This is a genomic window from Piscinibacter sp. PDB5-1 (genome assembly GCF_056676035.1).
In genome coordinates this window covers 364344-380247 of the sequence record NZ_JBWVZL010000003.1, presented here as the reverse complement: position 1 = coordinate 380247, position 15904 = coordinate 364344, and the positions used below count along the sequence as shown (strand labels likewise).

Here is a 15904-nt window from a genome sequence, read left to right as displayed (position 1 = left end):
GCCCCCTCAGCGGATCTGGCTGACCAGCGCCGCGCCTTGCACGACCACCCGGTTGTCGGGCGAGAGCCCGCGCGTGACGACGACCTGGCTTGCGTCCAAGGGGCGCAGCTCTACCGGCTGCGGCACGAAGCGCTCGGCGCCGACCTTGATCCACACCACCGGCTCGTTGGACGCATTGCGCGCCACGGCCGAGGCCGGCAGCACGATGCCGGTCACCTTGTCTTTCAGGCGCGCGATCACCGTGACCGGCTGGCCGATCGCCAGCGGCGCGGCCCCGGGCTCGGCGCGCACGCGAAAGACCAGCGGCAGCACGCCATCGCGCAGCACACGCGCCGCGCCCACGAGGGTCAGCGTGTGGCCGGGCAGTGCCGCGTTGTCGATGCGCGTGGACAGGCCGGGGTCGGACGTGGTGGCCTCGACCACGACGCGGGCCGGGTCCACCACCTCGAAGAGCACCGTGCCGGCCTCGACCACCTGGCCGACCACCAGGTCCGCGCGCGCAATGACGCCCGACACCGGCGCAGTCAACGCCTCGCGCGAACGCAGGCTGGCCCCGATGCTGCGCTCGCGCGCGGCCAGGCCCTCCAGTTCGGCGCGGGCCGCGTCGATTTCCTTGCGCGGCGTCGTGCCTTCGAGCGATTCGAGCCGCCGCAGGCGCTGCTCGGCGATCTTGCGCGCGGCGCCCAATTCGGCGGCCTGCGCCTGCTGGTTGGCTTCGGCAAAGGGCTCGGCGTGGTGGCGCAGGTAGGCCAGCACCTGGCCGCGTTTCACCGCCTGACCGGCCAGCGGCAGGCCGCGGGGCCCGGCTTCGACGATGCCGCCATGGATGGCCTGCACGCGCCCACCGGCGTTCGGGTCCATGCCGACGCGGCCGTTCAGCTCGACCGTGGCGGCGGCTTCGGACTGCGGCGCCAGCAGCGTGCGGATGCCCATGCGGCGCTGGGCCAGCTTGGGCACGTTGACGCTGCCGTCGGGCAAGCGGGCCAGGCCCGAGGCGTTCAGGCCGGTCGTCGGCGCATCGAGGTGTTCTCCGTTGGGGCCGTGCGCCCCCGGGCCGGCTTGTGCAACGGCGAGCGACAGGCCCAGACCCAAGACCGCGGTGATGTGACGGGCGCTCATGCGGCGGCTCCTTGTCGTGTGCGGCGCAAGCGCCAGAAGGCGAACGCGGCCAGCAGCAGCGCGGCGAGCCCTCCCGCAGGCCAGACCCAAGGCGGCGTGTGGGCGTCGCCGGGCTCGGCGTGGCCCTCGGGCTCGACCCGCAGCTCGCCATCGAGTAAATCGCTCTCATTGCCGGCCTGCAGCGTGAAGACCAGCGCATGCTGACCCGGCTGCGCGAGCGCCTTCACGAAGGCTTCATCGGTCACCGCGTAGTCGCCGTGTTCGGCGTTGAACTTGGCGACGGCCTTCAGCGTGCCCGCTTCGACCTCGACGCTCGCGCCGAGCACCGGCTCGTTGGTGGCGTAGCGGTCGATCAGGATTGAGAGCTCGCCGTCGGCCAGCGTGGCCACCAGCTCGAAGTCGTCGGAATGAGCTTCCAGCTTGGGCGCGTGGGCCGAAAGGGTGTGGGTGTGGCCGGGCTCTTCGAGGTGCTCGCCGTTCGGGCCATGGGCGCCGGGCCCGCCGAGGGCCAGCCCGGTGCACAGGGCCGCCGCGAAGGCAAGCACCGGGCGCAGGGCGCGACGCCTGGCATGGGACAGGAAAGATCGTTTCATGGGGTGATTCCTTGGGCTTGGGCGAGACGCGCGCGGGCCAGACCGAGGGCGGCCTGGGCGCGGGCGACGTCAGCTTGCGCGGCAGACGCCGCAGACAGGCTGCGCAGCAATTCGGGCAGGCCCATGTCGCCGGCATCGAAGGCCTTCTTCACGAGCGCCGTGCGCTCGGCCACCAGGGCATGGCGCGCCTGGTCGGCGCGCCAGCGGGCTTCAGCCGCCAGCATGGCTTCTCGCGCCTGGGCTTGCTCGCTTTCGAGCCGGGACCGGGCCAGCGCCAACTGGCGCTCGGCCACCTTCAGCGCGCCCGAGGCCTGCGCATCGAGCGGCCTGTTGCGGGCCTCGCTGCCGAGGGGAATGCGCAGGCCGACGCCCACGCTGTTGCGCTGGGCTGCGCCGGTGTCGCCTTCCTGGCGGTAGCTCAGCAGCAGCTCAGGCGCGTCGCGCCGCGTCGCGCGCACCTCGTCGGCCTGCCGGCGGGCCTGCTCGAGGCTGCGTTCGGCGAAGAGCAATTCGGGCGAGCCCGCGCTGGCCACAGCAGGTTCGGCGAGTTGCGCGGCCCCGGGGCTTGGCAAGCCCGTCAGCAGCGACCAGCGGCGCTCCGCCTCGGCCAGCCGCTGGCGGGATTCAGCCGCTGCGGCGTCGGCGGCCAGCCTCTCGGCCTGCGCGGCCAGCGCGTCGGCCCGGGCCAGGTCGCCGGCGTGTACGCGCCGCGCCACATCGGCGGCCACCCGGTCGAGGTTGTCGCGGTGGGCCTGGGCCTGAACGTGTTCGGCCTGCGCCGCGATCACGGCCCACGCGGCCTCTCGCACCTGACCGGCGACCTGCCAGCGGGCGTGCTGGCGCTGGGCCTCGGCCAGATCGACGTCGGCCTGGGCCAGCGCCTGGCGCGCCCCGCGCTGCCCGGGTTGCCACAGGGGCAATGCGGCCGCGAGTTCGGTTTCGCGGTCGGTCGCCGAGCCGGGGGCCCAGCGGCCGTTGCGGTGTGAGATTTCCAGTGCGGGCGGCGCCGGCAGCCAGCCGGCGGCCACGTCGCGCGACGCGGCGGCGCGCTCGGCGCCGGCCTGGGCTTCGGCCTGGGCCTGGGCGCGCAGCCACGCAGCTTCGACCGCCGCCGCCAGCGCGGGCGGGGGCTCGGCCTGCGCGGCCGCGTCGAGCGCGCAGGCCACGAAGAACACCGCTGCGAACGGCGCAGCGGCACGAAATAAGAAACGCATTGCAGGGTTCCATGCAAGGCCGGCGGCACGACGACCGGCAAGCGGTCGCCATGCGCGGCGCGGCGACTCAGGACACGCCACGACCCGGCAGGGTCACGGCGGCTCAAGGGTCAGGCGGCGATGGAACGAGGGGGGCGCTTGAGCCCCTTCAGGTAGGGGTCGGGGGGCGGCGATTCGCTGGAGGTGCGCATCGCCTGGAACACCGGGGGCGCGACCGCCAGCGTCAGGCTGCTGACGATCAGCGCCGGACTGCAGATCCAGTCGCAGGCGTGCAGGTGCTGGGTGGGTTCGGTCGACTCGTCGGGGTGGTCGAGCTGGAACGAACCGTCGTCGTGGTGGTGGTGCGGTTGACCGATCAGGTGCGCCGCGACGTGGCCGTCGTCATCGAGCGCCACAGCCAGTGACTGCCCGACCGCGGCAAAGCCGTAGCAGGGCATCAAGAGGGCGAGGGCAAAGGCGACGAGCCAGCGGGGCATGGGGCGCAGTGTAGCGGCGCGGTCAGACCGCCACGGGGGCTGGCGCTATACCGCGGCGCGGTTTTGCAGTCGCGGCGCACTGCGCGGCGGTGCTGCCACGCGCGTGGGTTCCAATGGCGGTTTTCACTCGGCCGCGCCCCGCATGCTGCTCTGTCTCGACTTCGACGGTACGTACACCGAAGACCCGGCGTTCTGGAACGCCTGCATCGAACTTGCCACGCGCCACGGGCACGAGGTGATCTGCGCGACCATGCGCCATGAGCAGAGTGAGGGCGACGCCGTCAAGATCGCGCTCGCAGGCCGCGTGCAGGCGATCTACTTCACCGCCCGGCAGGCCAAGCAGCCCTACCTGGAGCAGCGCGGCGTCTTCCCCGACGTGTGGCTCGACGATTCGCCGCACTGGTTGCTGCACGACGCGCGCTAAACCCGCCTGCTGCGTTCAGGGGTTCGCGTCGGCCGCGGCCTCGGCGTCGCGCTCTTCGTCCGTCAGCTCTTCGTCCGCGAGGTCTTCGATGGCGAGATCGGCGTCGTCGTCGCCGAGCGTGTCGTGGATCGAGGTGATGCGGTCGGGCGAGATGTCGTCGGCCTCTCGCGCGTCTTCACCCGGCACGGCAGCGCCGCGTTCACCGGTGCCGCCCGAGTCCGAATCGCTGCGCAGCGAGGTGTTGGTCGCGCCGGTGGTGTCGGCGAAGAGGTCTTCCTGCACCGGCGATTCGAAGCCCACGCTGCCTTGGATGTCGCTGCCGCTGTCGGAGCTGTCGCTCGGGCCGAGTGCGCCGGTGTCGCGGCCGGCGGCCTGGGTGGCGGCGCGTTCACCGCCGAGGATGCTGCTGGTGGCCATGGGGTCTCCATTCAAGATGTCGATGCCGAGCTCTTGGCAAACGGAGTGCCTCGGCGTGCGCGGGTGGCGGTGCGCGTCAGGCGTGTTCGACGAAGGGCACCAGAAAGCAGCGCGAAGGCCCTTTGGCAAAGGCCACGGTCACGGTGTGGGCGTCGGCCGCGGTGACGGTGCCGGGGCCGTAGCGCGGCACGCGCACGGCGTGACCCGGGGCGAACACGGGGCGGGGCGATTCAGCTGGCGGTACGGCGATGGCGGGGGCCGGTTCGGCAGGGGCACTGCTCGCGGGTTGCTCACTCGCAAGCGCTGCCATGCGCCGACAGTTGTCGCAGGTGCCACAGCGCTCGAAGCCCTCGGCCTCTTCGAAGTGCTCGAGCAGCACCTTCCAGCGGCAATAGCCGGTCTGGCCATAGAAGATCATCTTGTCGAGCTGGCTGCGGTCGTGCTCTTTGCGGTCGCGGTACTCGGTGAGCAGGCGCTCGAAACCCTCGGCCGTGAGCGCGTCGTGCAAGAGGCGCAGCTCGCCGTGGCGCGTCTGCTGCACCACGTGCTGCTCGCGCAGCAGGCGCAGCGCTACCTGCAACTTGGTGCGTGGGCGGTCCAGTTCTTTCTGCAGGTGCTCGAGCGTCCACCCGCCGTCCGGGGGCTCGCGCAGCAGGGTGCGAAAGAGGCCCTCCATCTCTTCGAGGCCGGGGTACTTGCCGACCAGGAAGAACTGCTGCACAGCCTTGTCGCTGTGCAGGTAGAGCAGGGTGCATTCGGCGGTCTCGCCATTGCGGCCGGCGCGTCCCGACTCCTGGTAGTACGCGTCAAGCCCCGAGGGCATCTGGTAATGCACGAGGTGGCGGATGTCGGCTTTGTCGATGCCCAGGCCGAAGGCGTTGGTCGCCACCATGATCTGCGCCTGGTTGTTCATGAAGGCGTCCTGGTTGGCGCGCCGCTCGCTCGCCGACAGGCGCCCGTGGTAACGCGTGGCCGACATCCCGGCGGCCAGCAGCGCCTCGTGCACGGTCTCGACCGCCTTCACGGTGGCTGTGTAGACGAGCGTCGGTCCCGTGGCCGCGCGCACGAGCGCCAGTGTGCGTTCGAGTTTCTCGTCTTCACGGGTGACTTGCTCGACGCGGTAGTGCAGGTTGGGCCGGTACACGCCGGTGTTGACCACCGCCAGGTCTTGCAGGCCCAGCTGGCGCTGCACGTCATCGATGACGGCCTGCGTGGCCGTGGCGGTGAGCGCGAGCACGGTCGGGTGGCCGATGCGTGGCAGCAGCCCGCCGATCTCAAGAAACGCCGGGCGGAAGTCGTGGCCCCATTGCGAGATGCAATGCACCTCGTCGACCACCAGCAGGCTCACCGGCCGCGCAGCGAGTTGCTCGACGAAACTGCGGTCGCCCAGGCGCTCGGGCGTGGTGAAGAGGATCTTCGCGTCGCCCGACAAGGCCGCACGTTCGGACTCGGCCGTTTCAGCCGTGGTGAGCGCGCTGTGCAGCTGCACGGCCGCGATGCCCATCGCGCAGAGCTTGTCGCATTGGTCCTTCATCAAGGCGATCAGCGGCGAGACGACCAGCGTGCGCCCGGGAAGCAGCACCGCGGGCAATTGGTAGCACAGCGACTTGCCGGCACCCGTGGGCATGACCGCCAGCGTGGGGCGCCCCTGCATCACGCGGGTCATGACGGCCTCTTGCCCATCGCGCAGGCGTTCGAGGCCAAAGGTGTGGCGAAGCGTGCGCTGCAACAGCGCCCGCCAACCGCCGCGTGGCGCGCGCGCCGACGTGGGTGGTGTGGATCTCATGCCCGCACCAGGGGCAATCGGCGCGCCCGGCGAGGCGGCTCAGGGCCTCGTCAACCCTTGGCGTCGCGGGCGATGACGGTGACCTGCCCATCGCTTTCCATGTAGGCCGACTTCACTTTCGAGAGGTCTTCGATGCCTTTCTCGCGCAGCTTGGCCATCAACTCGTCGGTGGTCACCATTTCCTTGCGCAGGTTGTGGCGCAGCAGGCGGCCCTTCAAGACGAGCAGCAGCGGCGGCGGCTCGGCGAAGCGGCGCATGGCCTCGAAGCGGTAGCTCGCCCAGTCGAGCGCGTAGTTCCAGGCGACGATGGTGGCCACGAGGATGAAGCCTTCGCTGATGGTCTTGTAGTCGCCTGACAGCGCGTTCTGCGAGGCGTCGGCAATGATGACCAGCAACAGCACGTCGGCGATGCCGAGCGAGCCCACGTCGCGCCGCAGCAGAAAGCGAAAGATCACGAACAGGAACCAGTAGATCGCCGAGCCGCGCAGCACGATCTCCCACACGGGCATGTGCACGGCGAAAAGTTCGGCAACGTCACCCCAGGCCATGCACCAGGCTCTCGATGACGGCCGGGTCCACGGGCTTCACGAGGTGCAGGTCGAAGCCGGCTTCGACGCTTCGCATGCGGTCGCGCGCCTGGCCATAGCCGGTGAGCGCGGCGATCAGCATCTGCGGACCCCCGGGCATCTGGCGCAATTCACGCGCCACATCGAAGCCGCTCATGCCGGGCAGGCCCAGGTCGCACAGCACCACCTCGGGGTGAAAGCTGCGGGCGATGTCGAGGGCGGTGGGGCCGTCGGCGGCGGTGCGCGCGTCGTGGCCCGACATCGCCAGCAGCTGGGCGAGCGATTCGGTCGAGTCGGTGTTGTCGTCCACGAGCAGCACGCGGCGCGGTTTGGTGGGTTCGGTCATGGCGGCAGATTTTGCAGCAGGGGTGGGCGTGCAGGCGCGGCCCGCGCGTCGTGTCCGTGCTGCCACATTACCGCCCGGCGCTGGCCGCGTCGGGTCACCGCAGGGCTTTTTCGAGTTCGGCCTTGCTCATTGACGAACGACCCTTCACGCCGCGATCGCGCGCTTCGTTGTAGAGCTGCGTATAGGTGCGGCCACCTTCGCCCTGGTGCGAGCGCAGCCCGCCGCGCCGGCCCGACGAGATGTCGTCGGTGGACGAGCGGCTGGCCTCGCGCGCTTCGCCGTGGCGTGCGCGCTCTTTGTTGACGGTGCGAGCGGCGATCTCTTCGGCGAGCTTCTCGCCCTTGCCGCGCGATTCGAGGCTGTCCTTGATGTGTTCGTACTGGCGCTCGCGCTTGTCGCTCCATGAGTTGCGGGGCATGGCGTCCTCCTGTTCGGATGGTCTCGGGCACGCCCGGGTCAGGGCCGACGGTGGTACGTGACCGGTGGCACGATGGTCGCCATCGGGTGCGGCTGCGTCGGTGGCTCGCGCACGGGCACCGGGTGTTCGAGCGGGGTCGGGTCGTCGATCTCGGGCGGCTGGATGTCCGGGCCCGGCGGCGGCGGCGGTGGGGTCTGCGGCGGCAGCGGCTCGGGCGTGGGTGGCCCGGGGTGCGGTGTGTTCATGGCAGAAAGGGGGGAGCCCGGCGCGACCGAGGCGTGAGCACGGGGCCGGGTGGTGGGCTGGGGCCGAACGGCCGCGGTGGGTGGGCGGCCAAGCGGCCGCCCCATGGCATCAGAGCTTGTCGATGCTCTTCTTCACGCGCTCCTTGGCGTCGCCCAGGCTGGCCTGGGTCTTGCCGGCGGCCTGGTCGAGCCGACCTTCGGCCTTGAGCTTGTCGCTCGCCACGGCGCGGCCAACGACTTCCTTGGCCTTGCCCTTGGCCTGCTCTGCGCGGCCCTTGACTTGGTGCTTGTTCATCTGTGGCTCCTTGCTGGGTGGTGCGGGTCGGTTGTGACCCGTGGTCCTGAACCGGCAATCGGCGCGCCTGGGCTGACCAGCGCCGGTCAGGGGCTTTCGCCGAGCGAGACGTAGCGCTCGGCACGGGCGGCCTGGATCACGGCCGTCACGTCGTCCTTCATCGCATCGACCGGCGTGCGTTGCGCGAGCCACGCGTTGGGCTTGGCGAACCAGTTGGCCAGCGCCCAGCCATCCATCACCGGAGCGAGTTCGGTGGCGATCTGGCGCACGGTGTCGCGCAGGCTCATGTCGGCCAGCTGAAACTGGAACAAGGGCAGCCAGCGCTCGCCGCGCCACTCGAAACTCACGACCTCGCGCGTGGCGATCTGGCGCGCCAGCCGCGAGATGCTTTGCGCGGCGTCGGCCCGGCGGTGAAAGCTGATCAGCTCAGACACCTCGTCGCCCCGCAACAGTCCACCGGTGGCGCGAAAGGCGCGCAGCATGCCGACGAACCGGCGGTCGCGTTCAGCGCTGATGTCGGGCTCCACCGCGGTGGGGTGCACGTGCGGCGCCATCAGGCCCGGGTGGGGCGGCAGCGAAGGGGACGGAACGAACGGGGTGTGCATGGCGGCTCCTGAAGGCAGGGCGGTGGGGCCTCAGCCCCGTGCGATGTAGCGGTCGGTGCGGGCAGCCTGCAGCACCTCGGCCGCGTCGGTGTCGAGGGCAGCCAGGGGTGCGCGGTCTTGCAGCCAGCAGTTGGGCTCGACGAACCAGCGCGCCAGCTGCCAGTTGTCGAACACATCGCGCAGTTCGGCGTTCACGCGCTCGAACTCGGGCTTGAGCGACATGCCAGGCACGTCGAACTGGAACCAGGGCACCCACAGCTCGGAACGCCATTCGATGCTGATGACGCGGCGCTCGACGATCCATCGGGCCAGCAGGCTCAGGTCTTGCCCGCAGGCCACAAAACGTTCGGCCACCTCATCGCCCCGGCCGATGCCGCCCAGCGGCTTGCAGCCGCGCAGCAGCGCCACGAAGCCTCGGTCGGCGTCCAGCTCGTAGGCATGTTCGGCCGCCAGCGTGGGCAACTCGGGCCGCAGCGCCGTGGCGGGACGAAAGCGCAAGGGGGCGTGGCAAGGCGCAGCGGACAGGGTGCGATCGGGCGAGGTGGTTTGCATCGGCGTCTCCAGCAAGCCGCCGACAGGCGACGTTCAGACATTCAATGGCGTCACGATACGAATCGCCTGCCGCGCCATGCAGCGGGCAGGGCCGCAACGGCCTGTAGGACAACTCCCCGTGGCCGGTGATGGACCGCGATGACGCCTCGTCAATGCGGATGACGACAGTGGGCCCCTCCGGCGCCTAAAACCCCGGCAGGCTTGGCCATGTCGGCGCAAGCCTCACAGCGGGGGAAAAATGAGCAGCACCCATTTGCCGACCACCACCCTGGCGCTGCCTGAGCCGGCCGCGCGAGGCCGCAAGATCATCCCGCCGCTCTTGCTGACCGGCTTGGTACTGGGCGTCGTGACGCTGGTGTTCCTTGCGCAGCAGTACCAGATCGTTTTCTCGACCTCTCTGGTCTGGGGACTGGCCCTGTACGTGACGGGTGCGTTGATCGGCTTCCTGTTCGGGATACCGAAGGTCCCGGACCGCGAAGTGAACAACCCGCCCGCCGATGGGCCGCCCAGCAACGGCAATGGCGCCGCAAACGGCGCCAGTGAACCTCAGGGCCTGCAGCGAGCCGAAAGGGCGACGTCGAAACGTGCAACCGGCATCAACTCCAACCTTGTCGAGGTGTCCGACTGGTTGACGAAGATCATCGTCGGCGTCGGCTTGGTGGAGCTGAAGAATCTGCCGGACCACGGCGAGGCGCTGGCTAGCTTCATGGCGCGCAGCCTGCTGCCGCACACCGCCGTGCAAAAGCCGGCCGCCGACGCGGCCCTGGTCTCGGTGGCCGGCGCGGTCGCGCTCTTTTTCGGGGTGCTCGGGTTCATCACGGGCTACCTGATGACGCGCATCTTCCTGGCGATCATCATGAACGACGCAGACCGCAACGCTGAAGAAGCTTCGGGCTGGCGACTGCCGGCCGGCGAGGTCGTCAACACGCGAACGATGCTGGGCGGGCTGATGAGCGCGGTGACCGACCTGCAGGGCAAGGTGGTGCAGATGCTGGGTGGGTCTGCGGGCGCTGAAGGCCCCGCCAAACAGGCGACTGCCGTGGCGTCGCCGCCCGCCACAGCGGCGCCTGCACCGAACATCGCGCGGCCCGATGCCGTGCCTTCGCCCGTGGTTGTGGCGGCTGGGGTGCCGCCCCTTCAGGCAGGGGCGCCAGCGCCGGATGCGCGGGGCCAGGGCGGGCCGATCATCAGCCCCGCCGCATCGAACACAGTGCTGTGGGTGGATGACCGCCCGAGCCAGAACGCGCTGATCGTGGACCGGCTGCGGGCGGCGGGCATCCAGGTGCAGCAGGTGGTGTCCACCGCCGAGGCGGTCGATTGGCTCGCGCGCAAGGACTGCGAGGTGGTCATCACCGACATGCACCGGGGTGAGAAGGCGGGCGATGGCCTGCCTTCGGGTCTGCGTCTTCTTGGCGTGGTCCGCAGCATGTTCGACGACAGGACGCCGACGCGTCCCAAGCCGATGGTGGTGATGTACTGCTCACGCAGCAGCCTCGACAAGTACCACCGCCAGGCCTTGGACGGCGGTGCCGACGTGGCCACCAGTTCTGAGGTCGAGCTGCTGGCCGTGCTGGCGCGGCGCTTTCCGAGGCTGGCCTGAGAACGAAGCGACTGCCCGGGTCTCAGGCCCCACGCGGGAGCAAAAACTCGAAGACCGTGCCCTCGCTCGGGCTCGACCGGCCGACGATCGAGCCGCCATGGGCACTCAGGAACTGGTCGACCAGCGCCAGGCCGGCGGTCAGGCTCGACTGCGGCATCGTGCCTGGCGGGGCGACGCGGATGGGCTCGAAGAGTCGGGCCTGCGCCTCGTCGGACAGCACGGCCGGGGTGGCGATGCTCACCGCGATGCGGTCCTTGTGCAGGCCGTCCAGGCGGATGGTGATGGGCGCGCCGCCGCTGTGCTCGATGGCGGTGCCGATCAGGTTGCTGAAGACCTGCGTCAGCCGGTCCGAGTCGAACACGCCTTCGAGGCTGCCTTCACATTGAAGGTCCAGCCGCACGTCGGGCTGCGCGAGCTGGATGTCGGCGATGGCTGCATGGCACACCACCGACAGGTCTCCCGGCTTGGGGGCGATGCCCGGCGTGCGCTCGCGCACGCGCGAGAAGTTGAGCAGGTGGTCGATGGTGCGCGCCATGCGCGAGCTGCTCGACTTGATGCGCAGCCCCGCCTTTTGAATCGGCTCGTCGTGGCCGCGCCGGTGCACGATCTCGGCGCTGAGCGCGATGGCCATCAGCGGCGTGCGCAGGTCGTGCGTGAGCACGGCGGTCATCATCTCGTTGAGCCGGCGCAGGCGCTGGGTCTCGTCGATCTGCTCTTGCAAGCGCTGGCGCTGCACGTACAGGTCAACGAAGACGGACACCTTGCTGCCCAGCACGTGGGCCTCGACCGGCTTGTAGAGAAAGTCCACCGCGCCGGCCTCGTAGCCACGGAACGTGCGCTGCTGGTCTTGCGCGGCCGCCGTGAGAAAGAGGATGGGGATGTGCCGCGTGCGCACCGCGCCGCGCATCAATTCGGCCAGCGCGAAGCCGTCCATCTCGGGCATCTGCACGTCGAGCAGCGCGAGCGCCACGTCGTGGTTCAGCAACAGTTCGAGCGCTTCGGCACCCGACGAGGCCTTGAGCACGCGCACGCCGGGGCGCGCAAGCAGGGCCTCCATGGCGACCAGGTTCTGCGACATGTCATCGACGACCAGGAGGTTCACATCGGGCGGGCTGGTGTGCGGCATGGCGGTCTCGTCAAAAGGTAGGAAATTCTGGTCGTGAAAATTCTGAGGCCGCTCAGGCCCGAGCGAAACACTCGGCCATGGTGTTGAGCGACAGCACCGCATCGGCCCCTGCCCGTGCCAGCGCTGCGGCCGGCATGGTGGGTGAACTGGCGTGGGCCGGGTCTTGCACCCAGGCCATGCCGCCCTGGCGGCGCACGGCCACGAGGCCATCGCTGCCGTCGTCGCTGCCACCGGTCAGCACGACGCCCAGCAGCCTGGGACCATAGGCGAGCGCGGCCGACTCGAACAGTGGGTCGATGGCCGGGCGCGAGTGGCGCACCGGTTCGTCCAGCGACAAGGCGAGCGTGAGGCCCGGCTCGACCAGCAGGTGGTAATCGGGTGGGGCGATCACGACCGTGCCGCGTTCGATGGGCTGCTTGTCTTGCGCCTCGGTGACCGGCACGGCGCAGCGCGGGGCCAGCAGTTCGGCCAGGCCGCTCGGCCGCCCGGGCGGCAGGTGCAGCACCACCAGAAACGCGGCGCGCGCCGTCGCGGGCACGCGGGGCAGCAGGGTGAGCAGGGCCTCGACGCCGCCTGCTGAGGCGCCAATTACCACAGCGTCGACATCGGGAAAGGCAAGGGTGCTGGGCATGGCGGTGCTCACAGCCGGCGGTAGATGCGCTCGCGCTGGGCGATGGCCTCGAAGGCACGGGCGTGGGCGCCGAATTGCAGCGTCTCTTTGCTGCCCAGGCCCAGAAAGCCGCGGTGCACCAGCGCATCGCGGAAGAGCCCGATGGCGCGGTCTTGCAGTCCGGCGTTGAAGTAGATCAGCACGTTGCGGCACGACACGAAGTGCACCTCCGAAAACACGCTGTCGGTGGCGAGGCTGTGGTCGGCGAAGACGATCTGCTTCTTGAGCTGCCGGTCGAACAGTGCACCGCCGTAGGCGCTGACGAAGTGGTCCGACAGCGATCCCTTGCCGCCCGCCTCATGGTAATTGCGGCTGAACAGCGCCATGCGATCGAGCGGGTACACGCCGCCCTCGGCCTTGCGCAGCGCCTCGGGGTTGATGTCGGTCGCGTAGAGGATGCTGCGTTCGAGCAGGCCTTCTTCGGCCAACACGATGGCGAGCGACCAGACCTCTTCGCCGCTGCTGCAGCCGGCCACCCACAGCTTGACCGATGGGTAGGTGCGAAGCACCGGCACCACGTGCTCGCGCAAGGCCTTGAAGTAGGCCGGGTCGCGGAAGAACTCGCTCACCTGCACGGTGAAAAACTGCAGCATGCGCGCGAAGACCTCGGGCTCGCGCAGCACCCTGTCTTGCAGCTCGGCCAGGCGCTGGCAGCCGAACTGCGTCATCGCCTGGCGCATGCGCCGGCGCAGCGAGGTCACGGCGTAGTCGCGGAAGTCGTGCTGGTAGCGCAGGTACACCGCTTCCAGCATCAGCTTGACTTCGATGTCGAAGAGGGCGGTTTCTTCGTCCATGGGAGGGCGGGCAGGTGCACGCGGCGTGGTGAGCGCCTGTCGTGCGGACAAGGGCGCGCAGGTGTACCCGAGCCGCGCGCAGTGCGCTTCAGGCCGCGCCAATGCCCTTGACGAGCCCCGGCTTCTGCGTCACGGCGGGGTTCGCCTTGACGAAATCGAGCATGCGTTCGATGCAGCCCAGCGCCTGGCGGCGGGTGGTCTCTTCGACGGCGATCTCGCCGGTGCCGCGTTCGAGGCAGGCCACCACCCCTTGCAGCGCGTTCATCGCCATCCACGGGCAGTGTGCGCAGCTCTTGCAGGTGGCGCTGTTGCCGGCGGTGGGCGCTTCGATCAGCACCTTGCCGGGCGCCAGCTGGCGCATGCGGTGCAGGATGCCGTTGTCGGTGGCCACGATGTACGCCGGCGCGTTGCCCTCGATCACCGCGTTGAGCATCTGCGAGGTCGAGCCCACCACGTCGGCCTGCTCGACCACGCTCTTGGGCGACTCGGGGTGCACCAGCACCATCGCGCCGGGGTGCTGCTTCTTCAGCAGTTCAAGTTCGAGGCCGCGGAACTCGTCGTGCACGATGCAGGCGCCGTTCCACATCAGCATGTCGGCGCCGGTTTCTTCCTGGATGTAGCGGCCGAGGTGGCGGTCGGGCGCCCAGAGGATCTTTTCGCCCTGGTCTTTCAGGTGCTTGACGATGGCCAGCGCGCACGAACTGGTGACCATCCAGTCGGCGCGGGCCTTCACGGCGGCGCTGGTGTTGGCGTAGACGACGACCTTGCGGTCGGGGTGGGCGTCGCAGAACTTGGCGAAGTCGTCGGGCGGGCAGCCGAGGTCGAGCGAGCAGGTCGCGTCGAGGTCGGGCATCAGCACGCGCTTTTCGGGGCTCAAGATCTTGGCTGTCTCGCCCATGAAGCGCACGCCGGCGACGATGAGCGTCTGCGCGGCATGGTCGCGGCCGAAGCGGGCCATCTCGAGCGAGTCGGCGACGCAGCCGCCGGTTTCGAGCGCGAGGTCTTGCAAGTCGCCATCGACGTAGTAGTGGGCCACGAGCACGGCCTTGTGCTCTTCGAGCAAGGCCTTGGCGCGAGCCTTCATCTGGGTGCGGTCGGCGGGTGTCAGCGGCTCGGGCACCTTGGCCCAGGCGTGGGCGGTGCAGCTGGCGCCGCTGGCGTCTTGCCGGGTGTAGTCGAACAGCACTTGGCTCATGGCGAAATCAGGCGGACACCGGGAAGAGGCCGATGGTACCCGCGTGAGTTGTCGGCTGTTCGTGGGGGATCAAGCCCCGTACCGCGCCCCAGGGGCGTCAGGACGAGAGCTTCTGCTCGGCTTCCATCAGCTTGTAGCGGGCCAGCGCGAGGTTGCTGCGCTGCTTGTCGAGCAGCGCGAACAAGAACAGGCCGCGGTGGCGGGCGCAACTGCGCAGCACGTGGTGCCGGTCGCCGGCGCTGGTCATGACCTCGTCGACGTGCTCTGGCAGGCCCATGTCTTTTGCTGCGTGGCGGTGGGCCTTCAGCACCTGCGTGCTGGCGGCCGCGGCCAGGTCGAGCTGCAGGCCGGTGTCGTCGCGGGCCTGGCGGGCCAGCACCAAGCCGGTCGAGGCATCGACCACCGCGCAGCCCAGCACGCCATCGACCGAGGTCATGCCCACGAGGGCGCGTGCGGCCTGCTCGGGGTCGAGCGCAACCCGCTCGGGTGCGGCCCGGGTGGGCGTGGCCGTGGCGGCGCTCGCCACCGGCGAGGTGAGGTCGGCGACCTTGATCGAGCCGACCAGCCCATTGAGCGACTGCAGTGCCACGGGTGGGCCCCAGGTGGGCTCCATCTTCACGCGGTTCCACATGCTGAGCAGCGCGTTCCAGACCGCCGACGCGCTGGTGAGCGCCTCGTTGAGCACCTGCACCCGCAGGCGCGTCGGCCAGGGGGTGGTCTTGATCTTGTTGGCGATCCACACCGCGTTGGGCGGCAGCATGAAGAGCAGGGTGGGGCAGCGCCAGTTGGCGTCGTTCACCGCGCGGTGCACGGTGGTGAGCATGTCTTCGACGGCGTGCGGCGGCATGGCGCCCACGATCACGGCGGTCATGTTGCTGCGCTCCATCAGCGCCAGGGGCACCTGCGCATTGGCCGCGCCCGGCGCGCGCACGTCGGCGTGGTAGATGCGCAGCGGCTCTTCGTGGCGCCGCAGCAGCGTGGTGCGCTCGATCATCGCCAGCGTGCGCAACGTGCCCTGCTCGCGCAGGTGCAGGCGCTCGATGGGGCGGCCGCTGGCGTCCGACAAGGCCTTGACCACCGAGGCGGCCCACACGCCGGTCGGGTCGAACAGGGCGATCAGCTTGTTGGCGGTGTCAAGGTCGGCGCGCGTCGAGGCGAAGTGGTCGCGGATGGCCTGCGCGGGCGAGCCGGTGACCACCAGGTCGTGCAGGTGGCGATCGACCATCTGCCCATGGTCATTGACCTCGGTGGCCACGGATTCGAGGATGGCGGTGGCCGCGAAGCCCTGGTCGGCTTCTTCGGGCAGGTGCCCCGGGTCTTTGCGCCCGGCGGGGTTGGACCGCAGATCACCGAACAGCGAAGACAACATGGCTCTCTCCCGTCAAAGGGGCCTCGAAACGTAACAGGCAGTCTAGGCGCGGGCGCCCATGCCCGCACGGGGCGCTTTGCAACCATTCGTTGGC

General features: G+C 69.8%; 20 protein-coding genes. 2 read left to right on the top strand and 18 right to left on the bottom strand.

From position 1 onward, the window contains the following. Positions 1-6 precede the first annotated feature (6 nt). From AC1KAT_RS14710 to AC1KAT_RS14695, 4 genes are all read right to left on the bottom strand, one after another. A complete protein-coding gene (locus AC1KAT_RS14710) occupies positions 7-1119 on the bottom strand; it encodes an efflux RND transporter periplasmic adaptor subunit (RefSeq protein ID WP_480327225.1) in 1113 nt (370 codons plus the stop codon). Then, positions 1116-1712, bottom strand: a complete 597-nt coding sequence (locus AC1KAT_RS14705; RefSeq protein WP_480327223.1) for a hypothetical protein — start codon at positions 1710-1712, stop codon at positions 1116-1118. The genes AC1KAT_RS14710 and AC1KAT_RS14705 overlap by 4 nt, the downstream gene beginning before the upstream one ends. Beyond that, positions 1709-2926, bottom strand: coding sequence for a TolC family protein (locus AC1KAT_RS14700; RefSeq protein ID WP_480327221.1), 1218 nt, complete (start codon positions 2924-2926; stop codon positions 1709-1711). Before AC1KAT_RS14700 ends, AC1KAT_RS14705 begins: the two co-directional genes overlap by 4 nt. Positions 2927-3036: 110 nt before the next feature. Next, positions 3037-3402, bottom strand: a complete 366-nt coding sequence (locus AC1KAT_RS14695) for a hypothetical protein (protein WP_480327219.1) — start codon at positions 3400-3402, stop codon at positions 3037-3039. A gap of 142 nt (positions 3403-3544) precedes the next feature. Between AC1KAT_RS14695 and AC1KAT_RS14690 the strand changes: the two genes are divergently transcribed. After that, positions 3545-3826, top strand: coding sequence for a hypothetical protein (locus tag AC1KAT_RS14690; RefSeq protein ID WP_480327217.1), 282 nt, complete (start codon positions 3545-3547; stop codon positions 3824-3826). Between the two features lie 15 nt (positions 3827-3841). On the opposite strand, the gene AC1KAT_RS14685 is transcribed toward AC1KAT_RS14690, so the two are convergent. From AC1KAT_RS14685 to AC1KAT_RS14645, 9 genes are all read right to left on the bottom strand, one after another. Continuing rightward, positions 3842-4243, bottom strand: a complete 402-nt coding sequence (locus tag AC1KAT_RS14685) for a hypothetical protein (RefSeq protein ID WP_480327215.1) — start codon at positions 4241-4243, stop codon at positions 3842-3844. Between the two features lie 76 nt (positions 4244-4319). After that, the gene (locus AC1KAT_RS14680; protein WP_480327213.1) at positions 4320-6029 is read right to left on the bottom strand and encodes a RecQ family ATP-dependent DNA helicase; all 1710 of its coding nucleotides are present in this window, start codon (positions 6027-6029) and stop codon (positions 4320-4322) included. Between the two features lie 50 nt (positions 6030-6079). Beyond that, complete coding sequence (locus AC1KAT_RS14675; protein ID WP_480327211.1) at positions 6080-6577, bottom strand: DUF421 domain-containing protein; 498 nt, start codon at positions 6575-6577, stop codon at positions 6080-6082. Beyond that, positions 6564-6941, bottom strand: a complete 378-nt coding sequence (locus AC1KAT_RS14670) for a response regulator (RefSeq protein ID WP_480327209.1) — start codon at positions 6939-6941, stop codon at positions 6564-6566. Before AC1KAT_RS14670 ends, AC1KAT_RS14675 begins: the two co-directional genes overlap by 14 nt. A gap of 94 nt (positions 6942-7035) precedes the next feature. Continuing rightward, positions 7036-7359 (bottom strand): plasmid stabilization protein, encoded by a 324-nt coding sequence (locus AC1KAT_RS14665; RefSeq protein WP_480327207.1) that lies wholly within the window; start codon positions 7357-7359, stop codon positions 7036-7038. A gap of 38 nt (positions 7360-7397) precedes the next feature. Next, positions 7398-7604, bottom strand: a complete 207-nt coding sequence (locus AC1KAT_RS14660) for a hypothetical protein (RefSeq protein ID WP_480327205.1) — start codon at positions 7602-7604, stop codon at positions 7398-7400. 109 nt (positions 7605-7713) lie between these two features. Beyond that, a complete protein-coding gene (locus AC1KAT_RS14655; RefSeq protein WP_480327203.1) occupies positions 7714-7899 on the bottom strand; it encodes a CsbD family protein in 186 nt (61 codons plus the stop codon). 86 nt (positions 7900-7985) lie between these two features. Further along, entirely contained in the window at positions 7986-8504 is a 519-nt protein-coding gene (locus tag AC1KAT_RS14650) for a hypothetical protein (RefSeq protein ID WP_480327201.1), read from the bottom strand. Between the two features lie 30 nt (positions 8505-8534). Beyond that, the gene (locus AC1KAT_RS14645) at positions 8535-9056 is read right to left on the bottom strand and encodes a hypothetical protein (RefSeq protein WP_480327199.1); all 522 of its coding nucleotides are present in this window, start codon (positions 9054-9056) and stop codon (positions 8535-8537) included. A 319-nt stretch (positions 9057-9375) separates the two neighbouring features. Between AC1KAT_RS14645 and AC1KAT_RS14640 the strand changes: the two genes are divergently transcribed. Next, complete coding sequence (locus AC1KAT_RS14640) at positions 9376-10656, top strand: hypothetical protein (protein ID WP_480327197.1); 1281 nt, start codon at positions 9376-9378, stop codon at positions 10654-10656. Positions 10657-10678: 22 nt separating this feature from the next. On the opposite strand, the gene AC1KAT_RS14635 is transcribed toward AC1KAT_RS14640, so the two are convergent. The 5 genes from AC1KAT_RS14635 to AC1KAT_RS14615 all read right to left on the bottom strand — a co-directional run bounded on the left by AC1KAT_RS14635 (position 10679) and on the right by AC1KAT_RS14615 (position 15810). Further along, the gene (locus AC1KAT_RS14635) at positions 10679-11782 is read right to left on the bottom strand and encodes a hybrid sensor histidine kinase/response regulator (protein WP_480327195.1); all 1104 of its coding nucleotides are present in this window, start codon (positions 11780-11782) and stop codon (positions 10679-10681) included. A 52-nt stretch (positions 11783-11834) separates the two neighbouring features. Next, positions 11835-12413 (bottom strand): chemotaxis protein CheB, encoded by a 579-nt coding sequence (locus tag AC1KAT_RS14630; protein WP_480327193.1) that lies wholly within the window; start codon positions 12411-12413, stop codon positions 11835-11837. A gap of 8 nt (positions 12414-12421) precedes the next feature. Continuing rightward, entirely contained in the window at positions 12422-13246 is an 825-nt protein-coding gene (locus AC1KAT_RS14625; RefSeq protein ID WP_480327191.1) for a CheR family methyltransferase, read from the bottom strand. A gap of 88 nt (positions 13247-13334) precedes the next feature. Further along, entirely contained in the window at positions 13335-14441 is a 1107-nt protein-coding gene (nadA, locus tag AC1KAT_RS14620; protein WP_480327189.1) for a quinolinate synthase NadA, read from the bottom strand. Positions 14442-14538: 97 nt separating this feature from the next. Beyond that, positions 14539-15810: a roadblock/LC7 domain-containing protein gene (locus AC1KAT_RS14615; protein ID WP_480327187.1), complete on the bottom strand. Its 1272-nt coding sequence runs from the start codon at positions 15808-15810 to the stop codon at positions 14539-14541. Positions 15811-15904: the final 94 nt, after the last annotated feature.

Bases quoted from the DNA above. Each gene is read 5' to 3' on its own strand.
- AC1KAT_RS14670 (WP_480327209.1), bottom strand. From the start codon at position 6,941: ATGACCGAACCCACCAAACCGCGCCGCGTGCTGCTCGTGGACGACAAC.
- AC1KAT_RS14630 (WP_480327193.1), bottom strand. From the start codon at position 12,413: ATGCCCAGCACCCTTGCCTTTCCCGATGTCGACGCTGTGGTAATTGGC.
- AC1KAT_RS14690 (WP_480327217.1), top strand. From the start codon at position 3,545: ATGCTGCTCTGTCTCGACTTCGACGGTACGTACACCGAAGACCCGGCG.
- AC1KAT_RS14615 (WP_480327187.1), bottom strand. From the start codon at position 15,810: ATGTTGTCTTCGCTGTTCGGTGATCTGCGGTCCAACCCCGCCGGGCGC.
- AC1KAT_RS14635 (WP_480327195.1), bottom strand. From the start codon at position 11,782: ATGCCGCACACCAGCCCGCCCGATGTGAACCTCCTGGTCGTCGATGAC.
- AC1KAT_RS14655 (WP_480327203.1), bottom strand. From the start codon at position 7,899: ATGAACAAGCACCAAGTCAAGGGCCGCGCAGAGCAGGCCAAGGGCAAG.
- AC1KAT_RS14710 (WP_480327225.1), bottom strand. From the start codon at position 1,119: ATGAGCGCCCGTCACATCACCGCGGTCTTGGGTCTGGGCCTGTCGCTC.
- AC1KAT_RS14650 (WP_480327201.1), bottom strand. From the start codon at position 8,504: ATGCACACCCCGTTCGTTCCGTCCCCTTCGCTGCCGCCCCACCCGGGC.
- AC1KAT_RS14680 (WP_480327213.1), bottom strand. From the start codon at position 6,029: ATGAGATCCACACCACCCACGTCGGCGCGCGCGCCACGCGGCGGTTGG.
- AC1KAT_RS14660 (WP_480327205.1), bottom strand. From the start codon at position 7,604: ATGAACACACCGCACCCCGGGCCACCCACGCCCGAGCCGCTGCCGCCG.
- AC1KAT_RS14695 (WP_480327219.1), bottom strand. From the start codon at position 3,402: ATGCCCCGCTGGCTCGTCGCCTTTGCCCTCGCCCTCTTGATGCCCTGC.
- AC1KAT_RS14665 (WP_480327207.1), bottom strand. From the start codon at position 7,359: ATGCCCCGCAACTCATGGAGCGACAAGCGCGAGCGCCAGTACGAACAC.
- nadA (WP_480327189.1), bottom strand. From the start codon at position 14,441: ATGAGCCAAGTGCTGTTCGACTACACCCGGCAAGACGCCAGCGGCGCC.
- AC1KAT_RS14705 (WP_480327223.1), bottom strand. From the start codon at position 1,712: ATGAAACGATCTTTCCTGTCCCATGCCAGGCGTCGCGCCCTGCGCCCG.
- AC1KAT_RS14645 (WP_480327199.1), bottom strand. From the start codon at position 9,056: ATGCAAACCACCTCGCCCGATCGCACCCTGTCCGCTGCGCCTTGCCAC.
- AC1KAT_RS14625 (WP_480327191.1), bottom strand. From the start codon at position 13,246: ATGGACGAAGAAACCGCCCTCTTCGACATCGAAGTCAAGCTGATGCTG.
- AC1KAT_RS14700 (WP_480327221.1), bottom strand. From the start codon at position 2,926: ATGCGTTTCTTATTTCGTGCCGCTGCGCCGTTCGCAGCGGTGTTCTTC.
- AC1KAT_RS14675 (WP_480327211.1), bottom strand. From the start codon at position 6,577: ATGGCCTGGGGTGACGTTGCCGAACTTTTCGCCGTGCACATGCCCGTG.
- AC1KAT_RS14685 (WP_480327215.1), bottom strand. From the start codon at position 4,243: ATGGCCACCAGCAGCATCCTCGGCGGTGAACGCGCCGCCACCCAGGCC.